Genomic DNA, 19,188 nt, shown 5'->3' with positions numbered 1-19,188 from the left:
ACCTATACAACAATACACATTAATTAAGATTTACTTCCACTTTTGGGGTTACACCACCATAGTCATTTACAGTTTGGTAACTCAGCTTACTGCCTGTTATTTTTGAAATTTTAGTTTTTTCAAATGGCGCAGCCATCACGCTGTCTAATTTGTTATCATTTAATGTCAAGTTCACAAAAGAGATGTGATATGGCGACTGATTATCCACTTCTACACCATCTGCACTTTTTACAAACTTGATTTTTTCTAATGCATTTTCAGGTGCAATACTGAGTTTTTCAGGTCGCACAAACAACTTAATGCGAGATAATACGGCGAGCTGTAATATATTTTTTTCTGCAAGAATTTCTTTATCTACAGAAGGAATTGACTTTACGTTTAACCAAAACACCGACTCACGATCCTGAGGCAAGTTGTTTGTTAAATTGACAATCCTGAGCGTATTTTCGGTTGCTGGTTCAGCTACAAATAAAGGTGGTGTAACTAAAAAAGTCTTTACTTTCTCTTCACTTTTATTTTCAACCCAAGAATTAATCAGATAACGGTCTTTTTTGCTATGATTGATCACGGAGAGTGAAACCTGTTTCGCTTCCATAGGATAAATCACACGTGTTGCGCCCAAAGATACCCCACCAATTGCTTTACCTTCCGCATGTAAAAAGGTCGTAAGGCATGATAACGTCAGCCCCAATACACCGTTTTTAAACATATTTAAATTCATATAAATATTCCGAAATAACTTATGGATAAAAAACAGAGAGCAAAATATTTGTACTGTTTTGAGACATCTGACCAACTTGAAATGGCAAAGGCAGTACCACTGTTTCATCAATATTTGACAATTCAGCAACGCTTTGATTTTCAATAACATTCAAAGCAACTTGTGATGGAACTCCCTCATATATTTGGGAATGGTGTAAATTGGCACCTGGTAGTAAATAAAAGGATTTTTCAGATACTGATTGAGCGTTTGAACTGCTTGCAATATTGCGAGGATCTCTCAACGCAATCTCAAGATTGTAATAAACTGTTGAAGAACAATTGGAAACATTCAACTCTAAAAAAGAGGCTAAATCGATTGTCGTTAAATGCTTTAAATTATTGCCTGGAACAAAGGCACAACTTGGATTAACCAAGGAGCCGTTAAAATGGGCTCTTCCACCAAATACATAGCTGTTTGCGGAAGCATTTAGCGATATAGCCATTCCAATCAGCACAGCCAGATATCTATTCATGTGAAATAAGCCCATTAACAGTAATAAATTCAAATCATGGTTTGAATTTATGCTTAGTTATAGTTCACAACAAAAGTCGCATCTGCATTGGCTTTACCCGCTGTAGATTGACCAGTTGCTACATAACGTGCAGAAAATGGGAATGTATTTGTACCATTACTGATTGCTTTTTCTGCTGAGAAGACACTGCCATCTAGTGCAAGAATTGTAGAAGCATAGTCAGTGATTTCGATGCCCACATTGGTTGCAGCAGGTGCATTGCCACCCCCACCATTTACAGCCAAGAGAGTATTCTTACCGGTTATCGTTTGACCATTAAATGCAAAAGACACTCCTTTAGTGACCAATGATGCATCACAGTCCACCAATTGAATATTAAATGGAACTGCTGCCGATTTAGCATTAGCAGTCGCTAAACTTGCAGTACGATGTTGTCCTAAATCAACAATTTGATCTGCTGTATCAGTGCTTACTGCACATGCAGCGTTCACCAACTCACCAACAAAATGTACTGTTCCACCATTTACAGTTGCTGCGAATGGCGTAGATGAAACAACAAGTGCAGCAGCAAGAAGACCTAATTTTTTCATGAAATAACCCTTTTAAAAGAGAAGAAACAAATGATGTTTGTTGTGAGGACTGATACATATTTTTGAATTTCTGTCATTTATTGTGGGTTAAAATTTAACTGACCCTACTCAAACAAATGAGATATATCCTATTTTTTTAAAATTATGAGACAGTAATCACATAAAACAGAATTAATGTAACCTTATGACTAGAAATAGAGAAATGAGTTTTAATCATGGGTAATGTTGATTTTTTTTCAACTTAGAAAAATCTATAGTTTTTTCATTCTGTTAGAATTCATTTTTTATTTAAATCACTGACAATTGTTTTTTCCATAATTTTTTTTTATTTTTACCTAAATCCGATTAGTATTAAAAATAAGACATTACAGATTAAATTCAATCAATGACAACCATCATTGACTCTAAATGACTAGAATATATGTTATGAATTAAAATCAAATTTAAAAGATGATTTATTTTAGTTGATTTTTCAATAAAAGTGATATGCTTATTTCCAACTTATCATATTTTAATACTTGATTTTTGAAACATGCGAGCAGCCAAATTGATTAATAATTTTATAATGCTAAAAATTTAAAAAGAATCATAAACATGGATATTAAAATGGAAATACGTTTGTAGAAACAAGGACCAGTAAACTTTATATAACACATTATTGTTTTGGAAAATTTCTGAAAACATAAATGATGTCTCAAAAAAATTAGACTAAATTATTGTATATTTATATTTGAAAAATCACTCTACTCACTTTATAAAAAATAGAATTTAACATTTTAATCACTCATCTTCGTGGAGTTCATGGTTTGATAAACTTTCTTCTACGATGCTGTCTCCATGAATACCAGTTGCGTGATTAAAACCATATCGACCACCAAATTGAGCAAGGAAAATACCAATATTGGGTCGAGGATCACGGGTAGGAAAAACTGTAGATATTGAGTGTTTATAAATAATCTGAATTTGATTACTGCTATTTTTGAGTAAAACCACATAGTGATCAAAGGATTCGATATGTCCTTGTAACTTGATTCCGTTGACAAGGAAAATAAAAACCGGAATTCGCTCTTTTCTCAGTGAGTTCAAAAAAGGATCCTGTAAAATTTGATTTTTAGACATTCCATACTCCAAAATTCACCTAAGAAGCAAAATCAGATTGGCAATAACGTTTCTTCTCTTTAAAGCTCAGATATTAAAAAACACGAATTTAAGATCATCCTGTATCAAATCCATGTTTCATTATTTGTCTGAATGAGAGGATTGCTCCTTTTGGTTTGGCATTTTCATCTGGTTATGATCCATGTTTTGCATTGCTGGTGACATATTGCCCATTTTCGAATTTTGCTTGTCAAACTGAAGTGAATCATTTTTGTGATTATTTTTTTGAACCTGACTGCTTTGAGATGCTTTACATCGTTCTTCACATTTTTGTTTTTTTTCAATCATATTTTTTTCATCTGTCGTTCTGATCAATACTTTATCTTCTTCATCATGAGCCGATGATTGAACAGATAACATCAAACATGCTAAACAGAGTAAAACTGTCTGACTTCGTTTAAATGATTTAAAAAATCCTTTCATTTTTTTATCTCATATTTTGTTTATTGGTTCTACAATAAAACAAGCACACAAACGCTAAGATGACATGAAAATGACATTTTTGTCATTCACAGCTACGATGACTTTTATCACGCTATGATGCGGGTTGACGAAAGAAACTGTTTAGGACTTTAGAAATGCGAATTTTATTGGTCGAAGATGAACAAAAAACTGGTGATTATCTTAAACAGGGTCTATATGAGGCTGGCTACATAACGGATTGGGTCACCGATGGGCATATGGGAAGACATCAAGCACTTTCTGAGGAATATGATTTGATTATTCTAGATGTCATGCTCCCCGAATTGGATGGATGGCATATTATTCAAGATGTTCGAAAAAGTGGAAAGACAATGCCCATCTTATTTTTAACCGCGCGAGATCAAATTGAAGACCGTGTAAAAGGATTGGACCTAGGCGCTGATGACTATTTGGTTAAACCTTTTGCTTTTGCAGAATTATTAGCACGTATCAAGAGTTTACTTCGTCGGGGTCAGCAAAGAGAAGACAGCAATCTCATCCGTATCGCAGATCTTGAACTTGACTTAAGAAAACGTCGTGTTACCCGTGCAGGTCAACGCATTGATCTGACTGCAAAAGAATTTGCACTCATGGAACTGTTTATGCGAAGACGAGGAGAAATTCTGCCTCGGGCTTTAATCGCCTCACAAGTTTGGGATATGAACTTTGATAGTGATACCAATGTCGTTGAAGTTGCAATTAAACGTTTACGCAATAAAGTTGATCAGGATTTCATGCCTAAACTCATTCAAAACATTCGGGGAATGGGTTATGTTCTAGAGGTAGAAGATGAATAACAGGCTATTTAATGCATTAAGCTTTAGAATAGCCATTCTTTTTTCTCTTTCGACGATTACGATTCTGATTACAATGGGTCTGGTCATTCATCAACGTGTGACACGCCATTTTGAGAACGAAGATCGGATGCTCCTTGAAGGAAAAATTCAACTCATCCACAATTTATTAGCTCAACATCCGAGTAATTCTGTTGAGCTTGCAGTTTCTTTAAATGATGCACTCATTGGACATGATAATTTAATCATTCAAGTCGAACGTCCGATAGGTAAAGTGATCTTCCGTTCTACACCTGCAATTATTTCAAAACAACAAATCACGCAGTCCGATGTCAATCCTTGGATAAAATGGAACATAAAAGATCACACATATCGTGGATTTATCTACAAGAAAGATATAAAGAATAATAATATTTCGCAATCGACACAGACACTTGTCGGCATTGATACATCGGAACATATGCTTTTTTTAAACGAATTTAGACGACAACTGTTTTATATTGGTCTCATCGGAACCATCTGTTTAATGTTTTTAGGTTGGTTTGCTGCATGGAGAGGATTGAGACCTGTAAAAAGAATGGCCAAAGTTGCGGAAAGTATTTCAGCTCAACATCTTTCTGTGCGCTTAGAGCTTAATAATACGCCATCAGAATTAAAACCACTGACGATTGCTTTTAATGACATGCTTGATCGTCTAGAGGTTGCATTGGAGAAGCTTTCCGACTTTTCATCCGATTTAGCCCATGAAATCCGCACACCAATTAATAACTTAATGACCCAAACACAAGTTTGTCTTTCTCGTAGCCGTGATATTGATGCGTATAAGGAAGTCTTGTTTTCCAATTTAGAAGAGTTTGAGCATCTGGCAAGAATCGTATCGGATATGCTGTTTTTAGCGAAAGCAGAAAATGGGTTAACTTTAGCCAAACTTGAACATATTGATTTAGCTGCGGAAGTCGAAGCCTTGTTTGAGTTTTACGATGCAGTTGCTGCGGAAAAAAATATCACTTTTGAACAATCAGGTTCAGGGAGTGTCAATGCCGACCCAACCATGTTACGCCGTGCTCTGAGTAATTTGTTTTCCAATGCCATCAAATACGGGAAATCAAACTCAGTCATTCGTGTTAAATTTCAACAACAAACAGAAAATACTTTATTTTCGATAGAAAATGAGGGACCTGTCCTTTCTCCAGAACAATTATCTCGCGTATTTGACCGTTTTTATCGAACCGATGCATCACGCCAAAGAGTTGAAGATGGCACAGGTCTTGGTTTGGCAATTACCAAGTCAATATTGGATATGCACAATGCCTTGATTTATGCAGAATCTAGAAATGGGCTGGTGATTTTTTCCATTATTTTTAAGAATGAATAGGTTAATTCATTATTTTAATCAGCACTAAATTGCTTTTCGTGATTTTCACTTGCTTTCTAATTTAATATTTCAATTGTTGTGAACAATGTTACTTTCTATACGTTTTTGGCTTTAATAATGTTCAATTCGACAGCTTGTTATTGTCAATTACTTAATTTTATTAAACAACAGAAATGTAATTTTAAAGTCATACTCTTGTATATTTGGATATTGAATAATTGAATAGTTAAGCAATCATAGAGACTGAGGTGATACGATTGCTTAACTATCATCATATTCATAGGAAATTTCACATGAGCTTTATTCCAAAAAAAATCTCGGCAGTACCAAGCATATTCCTTGGTATTACGCTGCTTTTCACAGCAACCGGTGCGCTTGCTCATGTGAAATTACTCAGCGCAATTCCCGCTATGAATGCAACTGTGACTGATCAACCTAAAAATCTCACTCTAAATTTTGGAGAAGAGGTAATGTTGATGAACATTAAGTTATTAGATGCTCAACAAAAAAATATTTCGCTGAACTATAAAGTGAATCACGATCTTAAAAAAACCTTCAATGTTCCAGTTCCAAGTCTAAAAAAAGGAAAGTACACCGTGACATGGACAACCATGGGCAAAGATGGTCACAACATGAATGGCGAGTATAGCTTCACGATTCAATAAAATATTGAATCGTCAATCAAACAGCGGCAGATTGCTAGGCACCGTATTGATTTGGGAAAATCATGATTTCTGAATATTGGATTGGGTTAACTTGGCTGAGCAAAGTCACTTTGTATTTAAGTATGGCATTTATTACAGGTGGCGCATTTTGTTACTTCTTATTTAATCGCTTCATTTCACTGAAAGTGAGCATTCTTCAATATATGTGCTTCGGAGCAGGTTTAGGGCTGATCTCTAGTATTGCCGGTTTTTTGATTTTGGTCGGCAGCTTTGCCGATTCAGGGTTTGCCGGAATATTCAATACCACTTATATCCAGATACTTTTAAATACAGTTACGGGTCAAATGTTGATTGGTCGCATTCTTATTTTTCTCGTTCTTCTTATTTTGTTGCTCATCAAGTTTACTCAAAAAACCACACAGAGTTCCATGCTTGAACGTTTTTTGTTTGGACTTTTCGTACTCGCACTTGCCTATGGTTTTTCTCAAACGGGACACACTGCAAATTTGTCATTTTTTGCTCAAATTCTACTGACAATTCATGTATTGTTGATTTCAGTTTGGATGGGAGCTTTATATCCATTATTAAAAGCCACCCATCAATTGAAAGGACTTGCCTTAAAAGATCGTACCCATTTATTCGGACAAATTGCCGGATTGATTGTCGGTCTACTGATTGCTTGTGGTGCAGGTGTTGCAGTGCTTTTACTCAAAGATATTGATACTTTGACCAGCACCCCTTATGGCAATGGCTTTATGCTCAAAATCGTGTTTGTCGGTTGTATATTGCTGCTTGCCGCATTTAACAAATGGTTTTTTACGCCGCAACTGCATAAGTCTCAGTTTGGGCGATATCTGGGTTATGCCATTTTGTTTGAAATGTCGATTGGGTTAATGATTCTGTTCACCACAGCATATATTACAACAGTTGTAGGGATTGAATGAGATCCCTAAACTTACTGATTAGGCAATCCTTTTAACTTACTCATGTCAAGATTCAAGACTTAACTATTTATTTTATTGTCTTAGACCATATTACGTTCATTTGGGTCTATCTTCTCTCCATTCAATGGATATATCAAGTAGAGTATCAGCCTGTTTGACTCATGTTTTTAAGCATAAATCTTACACTATTTCGCTTGACCTTCCCACGATGGGAGAGTTTAGGATTAAATCATTCAAGAAAATAGTAAGGTATAAATAATGGCAAATTCTCCATATAGTACTGATTCTGATTTAAAAATAAACTTACAAATCGAGGGGATGACATGTGCCAGTTGTGTTGGTCGTGTTGAAAATGCGCTCAAAAAAGTTGATGGTGTAAAAGATGCCGTCGTGAATTTAGCAACAGAACGTGCAGATATTTCACTCGATAAACCACTACAACGGCAATTACTTATCGATGCAATAGAAAATGTCGGTTATGACGTTATAGATGAAAAATTTGAATTCGACATCGATGGAATGACTTGTGCTTCTTGCGTGAGTCGTGTTGAAAAAGCATTAAAAGCAGTGGATGGCGTAAAAGAAGCCGTTGTGAATCTAGCGACTGAACGCGCAACCGTGAGTGGGCATGCCAGCGTCGACGCACTCCTTGCTGCCATAGATCGCGCAGGCTATGATGCCAAACAAATCCAAAATGCGCTTCCCAATCAAACCCAGCATCTTGAGAAAAAAGATAAAGAGCGCAGTGAATTAAAAAGAGATTTAATACTGGCGACAGTACTTGCTCTCCCTGTTTTTATACTAGAAATGGGCTCTCATATCTTTCCTAGTCTGCATCATTGGATTGCACAAACCATCGGTATCCAAAATAGTTGGTATCTACAATTTATCCTGACCACTTTAGTCCTGATTATTCCTGGTCGCAGATTTTATGTCCATGGTTTTCCTGCCCTGTTTCGCTTCGCGCCAGACATGAATTCGTTGGTGGCTGTAGGGACATTAGCGGCGTATCTTTTTTCGCTTGTTGCAACATTTGCACCGCAGATTCTACCTACAGGCACCGTCAACGTTTATTATGAAGCTGCTGCTGTTATCGTTGCCTTGATTTTACTTGGTCGTTTTCTCGAAGCTAAAGCAAAAGGAAGAACTTCTGAGGCCATACAACGCTTGGTCAGTTTACAAGCTAAAATCGCTCATGTATCACGCAACAACCAAGTCGTCGATATTCCTATAGATGAAGTGATTGTAGGTGACTTTATCATTGTAAAGCCTGGTGAACGAATTCCAGTCGATGGTAAGGTCGTTGATGGACAAAGTTTCGTTGATGAGTCCATGATTACTGGAGAACCTATTCCCGTTGAGAAAAAAGTTGAAAGTGATGTTGTTGGAGGTACCATAAATCAAAATGGTACTTTAACCTTTACTGCTGTTGCTGTTGGTGGTGAAACCATGCTTGCTCAAATTATTCGTTTAGTTGAACAAGCGCAAGGCTCTAAAATGCCAATTCAAGCTGTGGTTGATAAAGTCACCTTATGGTTTGTGCCTGCCGTAATGCTTGCAGCAATACTTACATTTTTAATCTGGCTTATTTTTGGTCCATCTCCAGCCCTCACCTATGCGTTGGTCAATGCTGTAGCTGTCTTGATTATTGCATGCCCTTGTGCCATGGGCTTAGCAACCCCCACTTCAATTATGGTGGGTACAGGACGTGGTGCTGAGTTGGGCGTGCTATTTCGCAAAGGTGAGGCATTACAGCTACTCAAGGACTCTAGGATTGTTGCTGTAGATAAAACAGGCACTCTAACTGAAGGTCATCCCGTGTTAACGGATTTTGAAGTTACTGAAAATTTCAAATATGAACAGGTATTAAGTTTGGTTGCAGCTGTGGAGTCGCATTCCGAACATCCGATTGCGCAAGCAATCGTCAATGCAGCAAAACAGCAAAATCTCAAACTCTCTCCTGTAGATAGTTTTGACTCTGTCACGGGTATGGGGGTTTTGGCAACGATTGATGGTCATACGATTCATGTGGGTGCAGACCGTTATATGCTTCAGTTAAATGTTGATGTTTCACCATTTGCAAATACCGCACAACGTTTGGGGGATGAAGGAAAATCTCCACTTTATGTTGCGATTGATCAGGCGCTGGCAGGTATTATTGCAGTTGCTGATCCAATTAAATCCACCACACCAAGCGCAATTCAAGCATTACACCAACTGGGTATCGAAGTCGCAATGATCACAGGCGACAATGCTCGTACAGCGCATGCAATCGCGAAAAAATTAGGAATTGATCAAGTGATTGCAGAAGTCCTACCCGAAGGAAAAGTAGCGGCAATAAAACAGCTAAAAGCACAACATGGCAATATCGCTTTTGTTGGTGATGGTATCAATGATGCACCTGCTTTGGCTGAAGCAGATGTTGGTCTTGCAATTGGTACAGGAACAGATGTCGCAATCGAGTCTGCAGATGTGGTGCTGATGTCAGGAAACCTACAGGGTGTTGCCAATGCAATTGCATTGTCCAAAGCAACCATAGGCAATATTCATCAAAATCTGTTCTGGGCATTTGCTTACAATGTTCTGTTAATCCCTGTCGCAGCAGGGTTACTTTATCCTGCCTACGGTATTCTTTTATCACCAATATTTGCTGCTGGCGCAATGGCATTATCCAGTGTATTCGTTTTAGGAAATGCATTGCGTTTACGTCGGTTTAAACCGACCTTGACGACCCAATAATACCCAAGGAGATTCAAATGAACATTGGAAAACTCTCTAAAGCCGTCGGTATATCTGCCAAAATGATTCGCTACTATGAACAAATTGGTTTAATTCCTACTGTGGGACGCAACAATTCAGGTTATCGCTCATATGGTATTCAAGATGTAGAGCGCTTAAAATTTATTAGAAGATCACGGGCTTTGGGGTTTTCAGTCAGTGAAATTACCGATCTTCTCGATTTATGGAATGATAAAAAAAGACAAAGTGCAGACGTCAAAAAATTAGCACAATCTCACATTGAAAAGTTGGAATTGCGGATTCTTGAATTGCAGAAAATGACCGAGACTTTACAGAATTTAATCAATTGCTGTGCTGGAGATCATCGACCAGACTGCCCTATTCTTGATGGACTACAGACAACAGATCTCGACATGAATGATCTACATCACCAAAACGATGCTTTATCCATTTCACCACTTGGAACACCTAAAACCTAAATCTTCTTCTTTTTAATTTCTGTGAACAAATATAACAAAGCTGCTGACCACAGTAGCTTTTTTTATGTTTTAAATTTTTCATACTGGATCATCAATTTAGACTGACCTATCCCTTCCCTTACATCTTTGTCAGTCACCGTTGTACTGATTTTAAATGACGCTTCGGTTTATTGCTGATGATCTCTGCCTCATCATCTAAAGTTTGAATCGCTTTTGCTTACGGTATAGTCAAGCAGTACAGGTCATATTTTCAACATAAACGCTATATTTCCCCCCCTTGATTTGTCGCAAATTCATGATCAGCATTGCCATAATTACAAGGTCACCTGTTTGAAATTGTTCCTTTAATGATCGTTTTAATTATTAAAAAATCACGAGAAAAAGCTTTAATCAAGTACTCTTATTTTCTTTAAGGATGATTCATATCTAAAGTTCGTTAACCTTTTCATAATGTCTTTTGCATTGATAAAAAAACTCTAGTTTTTAATTCATTTTTTAAAATAAAATCAGCCCTTAAATACCAAAAAACCGTTCAAATAACATCTCTGAATATCAAAAAAAATCATTTAAAAAATAATTCACCACCATCAAGTTTTTATCATCAAACCAAAAAACCTCAAGATAGAGCAAGAACTGATTAATAATTCTAATCAAATAAATCAAGCACACAAACATCATATTACTTACAATCAACAAAATATATGATTTTTAGGAATGAAAAATCAATATTAAACTGATAAAAATCAATTTTATCTCGACCAAAAAATGTATTACATTTTTTCAACCATACACTTGATTAATCATCAAATTAATAAGATTGCTAAGAATATCTTCACTATATAAAATCATCATATTGATTCATAGAAATATAATTTCCAAACCCCAAAATATTGAGTAATGTCTTAAATGGTTAAAAGGATTTCACTAAACTCATTTAAGTTTTTTTATTATGTTGCAATGTATGAGAGTGTGACAATTGCCTCAGAAAAGCTCTTCGTAACCCAAGGTGCGGTTAGTCGACAAATAAAAAACTTAGAATACGATCTAAATACAGTTCTTTTCATTAGAAAAGGAAAAACGTTAGAATTAACGAATGAAGGACTTTTACTTTTAAATTGCTGCCAAGGTATTTTTCATGAGATTGATAAATGTCTTATTCGACTAGATAATAAAAAGGAAAATATCAAGGAACTTATCGTCTCTTGTGAATCTACCTTATGTATGAAATGGTTAATTCCCAGATTAAAGGATTTTAATAAATTAAACAGCGGTTTTGATTTAAAGTTAACGACAATTGATAAAACTTTAAATTTCAGCAGTACTGATATAGCTATTCGCAGGGATGATATTAGTTGGAAAGACCATATTTATAGTATCAAGCTTATGGATGAGACCATGTTTTTCGTTAAAAATACAACCAAACATAATAATAACATTTTAATATCCTCTTCGCGGCATAAATTCTGGGGAACTTTATTAAAGATAAATCATATTAGAGATAAGATCACGCAGCTCAACTATAAAGAACTTGATCATTTTTATCTCTGTATTGAAGCATGTTTATCTGGTTTAGGTTCAACGATTGCATCTGGATACATGATAGAAAAAGACTTAAATAATGGTAAGTTAGAACCAATCACAGAGCCTTTTCAAGATGGTTCTTCCTATTATTTATTATCTGCTTCTCCTTTAGAGGAAGATTATCGAAAAGTTGTTTTTAAAAATTGGTTGGTCGAAGAGATAAATAAAACTCAATTAAATTTAGAAAAATTTTCATATTTAAAGAAGAAATTTAATTAATAATATCTATTATTCAATAAAATCATCAAAACAATAAAAATTTACTCATTTATATAATATTTAATTATATGAGAAAATAATCAAAAGGAGAAAATTAATGCTCAAACCCAATATTTCATTTAAAACCAAAAAGTGGACCTGTAAACATTGTGGTCTACTTAAAGAAACATCCAAGTGGCGAATTAAAATTGGTGATGCAGTTTTTTTTAATACTGGTTATCTTGATAAAAATTTTGAATATATTAAAAGTACAATTCATGGCATTGTGATTGACCGACAAAATAAATTTTTAACCGTATTAGATCAAAACAGCAATCAAACATACTTTATTGACCAAAATGAGGTTAATTTGACAGATTCTCCTGCCTTGTTTTTATATAATATGTATGGAAAATGTGCCTGTAAACATGATAAAAAATAAATAAAATAGATGATTTTTACGAATCTTTACGACTAAATGCATTGCGATATATTACAAAAAATTATAATATCTATTAAAATAAAGTACTAATACTTGATTTACATGAATATGTAAATCAACTAATTCAATATATTGATTACAAGAGCCTTTAACATGATAGAAAGATTATCACTTAATTCATTAAAGTTTTTTTATTATGTGGCTATTGAGGGAAGTGTAACTATTGCAGCGGAACGCCTTTATGTTACCCAAAGTGCAGTAAGTCGACAAATCAAAAATTTAGAAGATCTATTAAATGTTGCCTTATTTGAAAGAAAAAATAAATCATTGATTTTAACTGCTGAAGGAAGAGTCCTTCTGGATTGCTGCCAGCATGTTTTTAATCAACTCGATCATTGTATAATCAGCATTAAACAACAAAAATATAAAAATAATAATTTAATCATCTCATGTGAACCTACTATTTCCATGAAATGGTTAATTCCGAGAATGGTTAAGTTTAATGAATTGGATTTCGGTTTTGGAATCACCCTTTTAACGGGTGGAGGTCCTTTAGACTTTCAAAACCAAGATATTGATCTTGCTATTCGAAGGAATGATTTTGCTTGGGGTGATCATATTTTTAGTAGCAAAATCATTGATGAATTTATGTTTATGGTTAACTCCAATCAACAAAGCGCTTCAAATTTGTTATTGAGTACCTCGCGCCCAAAATTTAAAACTTATTTGGCGAAAGAATATCCTGAAATCTCAAAATTAAACACGATTGAGCTTGATCACTTTTATTTATGTATCGAAGCGTGTTTATCTGGTTTAGGGCAAACCATTGTTTCTGGTTTTATGATTGAGCATGAACTTGACCACGATTTTTTTCAGGTTGAAAAATATCTCCACTTCGATGATTCAGCCTATTATTTATTGGCATCCTCCTCAATTGAAGAAGACACCAGAAAAGTAATTTTTAGAGATTGGCTGATCAAAGAAATGCAACAAACGCAACAAAACTTACTGAATAAATTTGGTTATGTCGCTCATGACCAATAATGTTTATAAATCATGTAATTTTTAAACTCTATAAAATTGAGTTCTTTAAAAATAAGAGTCGCATGCTTAAAATTGACAATAACATTATAGATATGCGACTTTTTAAAATAAATAATTATTTCAACAATTAACACTGTTTAACTATTGATAATCTAATGACACTGTCGCTTGTGTTTTTACATAACCTGGTGTTGCTGTGGCTGCTGAACGATAATATCTCGCTTTTAATCCTTTGGTAAATGTTGTTGCTGAAGAGCCAGCTGGAATCGCGTAAAAAGAACTTTGGGTTCCGATTGCAAGTGGAGTGTCTGTGCTATCTCTGAGTTGAACATCTACATTACTCGCATTAGCCAAACTCGGTTGATTTTTTAAAATTCCATTATTATTTACATTACTTGGCGTGTAACTGTCGGTAATGGTTGCGAGTAAAAGCTTATTCGGCATCGCGGCAGTACAGGTTATGTTGATATTAAAGGGTTGTTCATTCGCCGTCTGATTGCTATTCAAAATTGCGGTAGGTACAGGTGCTAAAGTCACATTTTGGTTTGCCATCGTACAGGTTGGAAAACTAAAGTTTAAAGTCATATCCTCATATATTTGTATAGAACCCGTTGTAACCGCTGCACTACTAGATGCATTATAATCTGCATATTTATAAGAATAAGTCCCCAATCGTATCCGGATCGTTGCACCATTTAATGCATTAATAATTTCGGCGGAAGGTTTAGTTGTATTCACTAGGCTCATATTTTGGATTGTAATACGGGTATCTACATTGGGTGTTCCAGACCCTGACCCAATATAGTATTGGTCACCTGCAAAATTAACTGCTTGACCAGTTCCTGTATCTGGTAAAATAGTATAGTTGGTATTTAATGCTGTAATATTTTTTGCTTTTGAACCATTATTACTGTTATCGTACATATTGAATGCTATTTTTAAATTACTGACTAGCCACGCTTTTGCCAGTGCCAATATCGCAGCATCTGCGGATGAACCCGAAATTGTGATGCTGGACGCCACACCAAATGGACTACTCCCAGTTAAGTCTGTATTACCAGAGGATGCATTAAAAATCGCATTCGCTTTTATCGCAGGATTACACCCTCCGATCATCTGTTTAACTGCGCTGGGAAAAGATTGGTTGTAACTAAAGCTAGTAATTGTATTACTGCTATTGCTATATATTGCTTGTGCTGGACGACTACTGCACGTCGCAAAAACCGACTCTGAACAGATAAAAATAAATGGAGCTGATAACCATAACAATTTATTCATGACTTATTTACACTCCACATCAATAATATTGAAATTTTCTGTATGCTTTCTTGTTAATTGCTGTTCTGGAATTGCCGCAATTGAACAACTTTCTTGGTTTCCCGTTCCCCAAACTATTCGTGTAGGTTTCAGTAAAGCTTCCTGTTGATCGACAATCACTTGGCTTGATGCGCCAACAATTCCTAGTATATTCCCCTGTTCATCTTTTAATTGACTTCCCATGGCTATAGTCTGGTTAGATGAATGGCGAAGTCTAAGTAGAATATTACTGGATGTATTGGCTTTAAATTCTGCAAGTTGTGCACTGTATTTGCGTGGAATTACTTCAGTTTGATTCGACTCTAATGTCACATTCACAGGTAAATCTGCTGGATCCAGACTGATCACATTCTTACTGTATGGCGTATTATATGGAAATATTGCATTGCCAAAGCGATCGACTTTTACGCCCCAAGCGCTTGAAACAACTGCACCTTTCCCTTGATCAACGTGAACAATCGTATACGTATCAGGTAAGGTGTTGACTGGCGTCAGACCATAACGATGTCCAACCACAGCACCTTGAGCCGATAAAGAATATTGTGTGTTATTTTCGTTGGTTGAAAGCGTTGCACCCAAATTCACTGCAGGCAATAAATAATTGACGTTGCCATTAAACATCGTGTCGTGCTGATTATTGACCACCCCTGCACCAAAATTCAACTCATTGTGCGCACCTAATACACCGGATAAATTTACATTTGAAGTAGTCTGAGAGTTTTGATCATGTTGTACACTGGCATTCACTGACAGATTCTTGTTACGCCAATCCAAAGGAATTGTCACAGAGAAGTAAGCTGAATCACCGCGATCTCTTGTGCGATCAGAGTAATCCGTTCTCGAAAGACCGATGTTATAACTGATTCTGTTCCAACTATTACCATAGCTGAAATTGTATTGATAATAATCTTGACCATCATCCCAATATTTATTCTGACGTACAGTTAAATTAAAATTACCCAAGCGTGTATTTGGAAAAGACTTGGCAACACTCAACCCCATACTTTGTTTTAAATTATAGTTATATAGAAAATCATCATATTCTCTATCCGTTAAATCATTGATATTTCGCTGATATAAATGCGATGAAATGCTCATATATCCATGATCATACTTAGCATAATCTGCATAGAAATTCAGATTTTGCGGTAGCCAATCATATCGGTAGTTCAAGCTATATTTTTGTCCATGATAGTCTTTTTTATACAGTTCAGATTCAGTATGTTCTACAAATGCGGTCACACCACCCAAAATTGTATTGGCAGATAATGCAAACAACCCACTGGCATAGTCATCACTCACATTTGTACCTGCACCTATGGTTAGCGCATTGTTAATCCCGTAATTAAAGCTTCCTTGAAATAGTTTGTCATCCGTGGTTTCATGCCGTGTTCGATAACGTCCACCAGCTACACTATAGTTATAACGACCTTGGCGCACTAAGTCGTAGTTGCTTTGCATTGCAACATTAAATGTTCTTTTTTCACCACCCGTTTCCGTGATTTCAACCGTCAAATCACCAGAAGATGCCACATTTAAATCACGAATAACAAAAGCGCCAGCCGGTACAGTACGTTCATAAATCTTCTGACCACTTTGATAAATACGCACTAAAGCATTGGTATTGGCAAAGTTTTGAATGACTGGTGCATATTGACGGGAAGACCAAGGCAACATTTCTTGATCAGATGCCAATTGTGCACCGACAATCGGTAAATTATCTAAGCGATAGGTCGTGGTATTAAACTGACCCAGACTTAAACGTGAATTTAAGCGAGTCATATCTCGATATAAAACATTTTGATCGGAATAATAATGTCCCAAACCTGAGTTTTCAGATTCAAATGCCCCTGAATGACGGTAATACCAACCGGCAAGATTTAATCCACCATTCAAACCTAAGTATTTGTTTTCCCGGTCTTCATCTCGGTTGTAGTTAAAAGCATAACCCACGAAACCTGATGTCACACCTTTATTGAATAATGTCGGATCGATATAACCTTCAGGTCGTTCAACCCGTAACGCTTGTGGAATAGACACATCCAGTTTTAATTGAGACAAGTCAAAATCATAATATGCATCTGCATTGACATCTTTGATCGTACGACAGTCTTTTGCTGCCAAACTTTGACGAAATTCAGGTGTTAAATCAAATTTGTCCAATAATGCTGCATTCACACAAAGTACAGCAGAACGTTGACCATCCAAATGGTCAAAATTCACTTCAACATTATCGATGACTTGTTTATTTACCGATAGTTGTACAAGATACTTCCCAGGAGCAACAAAGTTTTTAACCTCAAAATTGGTCAATGAAACATTACGGTCGTTACCAAATAATGAGGCAGCATTAAACGTCACAATCTGATTATTTTGTGCAATCAGCTGACTATTATCCTGTGCAATCAAATGGCTATTGTCTTGGGCGATCAATGATTGTTGAGTTTCCTCAGCCGAAACCTGCACAGCAATCGCAGACAGCAGCATTAAGCAAAGTTCGCTTTTCTTAAAATTTAGCATGCTAAACAATCCATTATTACTGTGTTATCACTGCATTAAGGCATCAAATTTCTGTACTGCGCCTAAATCGTTGACTATTTCATAAGATATTTTCTTTGTTGTTGAATCTACTTTAAAATTCTTCAATATATGACTGCTAAATGGCTCCAACATCATGGCGTCTTCACCCGAACTAAATGCTTGTGCTTTTCCGCTTTCAACCTGTAAAACAGTAATGTAATACGGAGTTGGATTGCTCATTGTTAAGACTTTTGAGGACGAATCTAATTTGAATTGAATACTCTGTTGGGCAACAGTAGGTTTCATCGCCAACTGATGTGGTCGATAAAATAATTTAATACGAGTACGTACAGTAAAGGACAAATGATTTTTATCGCTTAAATTCGGATCATCTGGTGGAATATCTAAAATATTAAACCAATAAATAGATTCACGGTCTTTTGCCAACTTGCTTGTATCTAAAGGAATAATCCGGATGATCTGTCCTTTATGGGGTTCAATTCTGACCAAAGGTGGATTAAGGACAAAAGGAACATCTTCAGCTTTTGGCGTCTTTTTAGCATCCCCTGTATCGATCCATGCCTGAACAAGCGCAGGCGTGTCATAAACATTTCTGAGCTGAGCATTTACGCTTTTAGAATTGGAGGGGAAAATTATACGTGTTCCATCTATTGATACACCGGCATGGGCAAGCGGCATGCTCAATAACACACATAAAACAACTTTTAGAAAACGCATAACTCCCCCTGAATGATTCAAACAACAATAAATTAGTTATATTGCAATGTATAATTTACAGTCGCTGTCACATTCTGTGCATCAACAGTGCCTGACTTAGTAAAGTAGCGTGCTTTATAAGTCATTTTTGCTGTACCTGTTCCATCTGCGGGATTCAGAACAACTGGGCTTTTTGCTTGAGTTCCCCACGCCGCTGAGTAATCAACAGCCACATCTGAATCTGTTACAATCTGAATAAAAACAGGATTCGTTGTTGATGCACCCGCTGCTTTGTTGACTAAAGCTGTTTTGTTAGCTGAATCATAGTCTCCAGCAACAGCCGTTTCTAATAGAACGCCTTTCAATGCTTTATTTGTTGCAGCACCACAACTGCCACCTGCAGCATTTTTAAGCTCTAAGTCAAAGCTTTTTGGACTTGCAAATTGATTTGCTGTAGTAAAAGTAGAAGAAGGTACTGTATCTAGAGTCACGATAATATCTTTATTACCAGCACCGCCTGTGCCACCACCTGCAACTGTACAAGTACTGTCAGTCACTACACCATTTACAGTAATGGTTCCATCAACAGCATAAGTTTGAGTACAAGCAAGTCCCAAAACCAATGTACTTAATGCCGATAAAGTTAGAATTTTCATTCAATAAACCTCATATGTTTTAATAAAAATAGTACTGAATTATTTTTTTGATCACCTATGTTTATTCATAGCAAGGTTCACTTAAATAAATAATTCCATATGTTTGAATCTAGTTACCATCCAAATAAAACTACTTTCTTATTAAAAATAACAATCATAGTTTAGAGGATAGACACGAAACTTCACATCGTGAGAAATAATACAACACACTCATCATAATGTTATATATATCACACTTACTTATTATTGATTTTTAATCATGATTTCTTATT

17 protein-coding genes and 1 pseudogene are annotated in these 19,188 nt (G+C 35.8%); 9 read left to right on the top strand and 9 right to left on the bottom strand.

Going from position 1 to position 19,188, the window contains the following annotated elements; translation table 11 throughout:
- Positions 1–19: 19 nt before the first annotated feature.
- The 5 genes and pseudogenes from IMO47_RS00625 to IMO47_RS00605 all read right to left on the bottom strand — a co-directional run bounded on the left by IMO47_RS00625 (position 20) and on the right by IMO47_RS00605 (position 3,406).
- Positions 20–721, bottom strand: coding sequence for a fimbria/pilus periplasmic chaperone (locus IMO47_RS00625; protein WP_196077385.1), 702 nt, complete (start codon positions 719–721; stop codon positions 20–22).
- Positions 722–740: 19 nt separating this feature from the next.
- A complete protein-coding gene (locus IMO47_RS00620; RefSeq protein ID WP_196077384.1) occupies positions 741–1,235 on the bottom strand; it encodes a hypothetical protein in 495 nt (164 codons plus the stop codon).
- Positions 1,236–1,288: 53 nt separating this feature from the next.
- Entirely contained in the window at positions 1,289–1,825 is a 537-nt protein-coding gene (gene fimA, locus IMO47_RS00615; RefSeq protein ID WP_196077383.1) for a type 1 fimbrial major subunit FimA, read from the bottom strand.
- Positions 1,826–2,728: 903 nt separating this feature from the next.
- Positions 2,729–2,944: pseudogene (gene hfq, locus IMO47_RS19920) on the bottom strand (RNA chaperone Hfq); the annotation flags it as partial.
- Between the two features lie 120 nt (positions 2,945–3,064).
- Positions 3,065–3,406, bottom strand: coding sequence for a hypothetical protein (locus tag IMO47_RS00605; protein WP_196077201.1), 342 nt, complete (start codon positions 3,404–3,406; stop codon positions 3,065–3,067).
- A gap of 155 nt (positions 3,407–3,561) precedes the next feature.
- On the opposite strand from IMO47_RS00605, the gene IMO47_RS00600 reads away from it, so the two are divergent.
- The 9 genes from IMO47_RS00600 (at position 3,562) to IMO47_RS00560 (ending at position 13,706) form a co-directional block, all read left to right on the top strand.
- A complete protein-coding gene (locus IMO47_RS00600) occupies positions 3,562–4,242 on the top strand; it encodes a heavy metal response regulator transcription factor (protein WP_196077200.1) in 681 nt (226 codons plus the stop codon).
- Complete coding sequence (locus IMO47_RS00595; RefSeq protein ID WP_196077199.1) at positions 4,235–5,614, top strand: heavy metal sensor histidine kinase; 1,380 nt, start codon at positions 4,235–4,237, stop codon at positions 5,612–5,614. Before IMO47_RS00600 ends, IMO47_RS00595 begins: the two co-directional genes overlap by 8 nt.
- A gap of 293 nt (positions 5,615–5,907) precedes the next feature.
- Positions 5,908–6,279, top strand: a complete 372-nt coding sequence (locus IMO47_RS00590; RefSeq protein WP_196074557.1) for a copper resistance protein CopC — start codon at positions 5,908–5,910, stop codon at positions 6,277–6,279.
- A gap of 62 nt (positions 6,280–6,341) precedes the next feature.
- Complete coding sequence (locus tag IMO47_RS00585; protein ID WP_196074558.1) at positions 6,342–7,223, top strand: CopD family protein; 882 nt, start codon at positions 6,342–6,344, stop codon at positions 7,221–7,223.
- Between the two features lie 258 nt (positions 7,224–7,481).
- Positions 7,482–9,962, top strand: a complete 2,481-nt coding sequence (locus IMO47_RS00580; RefSeq protein WP_196074559.1) for a heavy metal translocating P-type ATPase — start codon at positions 7,482–7,484, stop codon at positions 9,960–9,962.
- Positions 9,963–9,979: 17 nt separating this feature from the next.
- Positions 9,980–10,441, top strand: coding sequence for a Cu(I)-responsive transcriptional regulator (gene cueR, locus IMO47_RS00575; RefSeq protein WP_196074560.1), 462 nt, complete (start codon positions 9,980–9,982; stop codon positions 10,439–10,441).
- Between the two features lie 906 nt (positions 10,442–11,347).
- Positions 11,348–12,241, top strand: a complete 894-nt coding sequence (locus tag IMO47_RS00570; protein ID WP_196075176.1) for a LysR family transcriptional regulator — start codon at positions 11,348–11,350, stop codon at positions 12,239–12,241.
- A 97-nt stretch (positions 12,242–12,338) separates the two neighbouring features.
- Positions 12,339–12,662: a hypothetical protein gene (locus IMO47_RS00565; protein ID WP_196075175.1), complete on the top strand. Its 324-nt coding sequence runs from the start codon at positions 12,339–12,341 to the stop codon at positions 12,660–12,662.
- A 153-nt stretch (positions 12,663–12,815) separates the two neighbouring features.
- Positions 12,816–13,706: a LysR family transcriptional regulator gene (locus tag IMO47_RS00560; RefSeq protein ID WP_196076372.1), complete on the top strand. Its 891-nt coding sequence runs from the start codon at positions 12,816–12,818 to the stop codon at positions 13,704–13,706.
- A gap of 141 nt (positions 13,707–13,847) precedes the next feature.
- Here IMO47_RS00560 and IMO47_RS19515 read toward each other — a convergent pair whose 3' ends face one another.
- From IMO47_RS19515 to IMO47_RS00540, 4 genes are read right to left on the bottom strand one after another with little or no spacing between them, the layout of a single operon-like run.
- On the bottom strand, positions 13,848–14,984 hold the full coding sequence (locus IMO47_RS19515) for a fimbrial protein (RefSeq protein WP_227552400.1): 1,137 nt from the start codon (positions 14,982–14,984) through the stop codon (positions 13,848–13,850).
- A gap of 3 nt (positions 14,985–14,987) precedes the next feature.
- Positions 14,988–17,543: a fimbria/pilus outer membrane usher protein gene (locus IMO47_RS00550; protein ID WP_196076371.1), complete on the bottom strand. Its 2,556-nt coding sequence runs from the start codon at positions 17,541–17,543 to the stop codon at positions 14,988–14,990.
- A 27-nt stretch (positions 17,544–17,570) separates the two neighbouring features.
- Positions 17,571–18,281, bottom strand: a complete 711-nt coding sequence (locus IMO47_RS00545; protein WP_196076370.1) for a molecular chaperone — start codon at positions 18,279–18,281, stop codon at positions 17,571–17,573.
- 32 nt (positions 18,282–18,313) lie between these two features.
- On the bottom strand, positions 18,314–18,916 hold the full coding sequence (locus IMO47_RS00540; RefSeq protein WP_196076369.1) for a fimbrial protein: 603 nt from the start codon (positions 18,914–18,916) through the stop codon (positions 18,314–18,316).
- Positions 18,917–19,188 lie beyond the last annotated feature (272 nt).

Origin of the sequence: Acinetobacter sp. Res13-Abat-PEC15-P4-01, from assembly GCF_015676285.1 — a bacterium.
Lineage (GTDB): Bacteria > Pseudomonadota > Gammaproteobacteria > Pseudomonadales > Moraxellaceae > Acinetobacter > Acinetobacter nematophilus.
The sequence above is the reverse complement of the archived record's forward strand: the minus strand, read 5'-3'. Positions and strand labels throughout refer to the sequence as shown.